We start from the raw sequence: 578 nt of genomic DNA on the forward strand, positions 1-578 counted from the left end.
CTGATCAAAGAGACATTGCAGCCATGAAGCTTAATGCTATTTCAGGAAGGGGGAGTAAAAAAGACTTTATCGATTTATATTTTTTACTGAGTAAGTATTCTCTTTCTGAGATGATAGGGTTTTACAATAAAAAATTCTCAGACGGTTCAGAGTTTCTAGTCCTCAAAAGCCTTACTTATTTTGATGATGCAGATTTGGATCAAACCCCTAAAATGCATATTCCAATAGATTGGGACGAAATAAAATTGTCTGTTAAAAATGAAGTTAGAAATTACATGAACTCCATATAACTGATTTGGGAGATCCTAAAAGGCTTAATTTATTAGCCATTAACAACTTTAACCCTTAACCCTTTTACTTAACAATCCCAATCTTTGGCCCAAGCAATGGGGAGTATTATACTTGGGTAATATGTCCTGTTTTTTAGATTAATAATTTGTTTATTTAAAGATCATCTGTTTAAATTATGATTATAAAAACCATATCTCTTGATAATTTCCGATCCAAAGATCATATAAAGCTTGAGCTTGGAAGGAGGATTACCATCCTTATCGGAGAAAACGGTTCTGGTAAAACAA

The 578-nt window shown here is 32.4% G+C and carries 1 protein-coding gene and 1 pseudogene; both read left to right on the forward strand.

The window, feature by feature from the left end:
• Positions 1 to 290, forward strand: a pseudogene (locus U3A58_RS21725) (nucleotidyl transferase AbiEii/AbiGii toxin family protein); the annotation flags it as partial.
• 176 nt (positions 291 to 466) lie between these two features.
• Positions 467 to 578, forward strand: a 112-nt coding sequence (locus U3A58_RS21730; RefSeq protein WP_323826486.1) for an AAA family ATPase, incomplete at its 3' end; no start/stop codon positions are given.

Source organism: Algoriphagus persicinus (assembly GCF_035156415.1).
Lineage (GTDB): Bacteria > Bacteroidota > Bacteroidia > Cytophagales > Cyclobacteriaceae > Algoriphagus > Algoriphagus persicinus.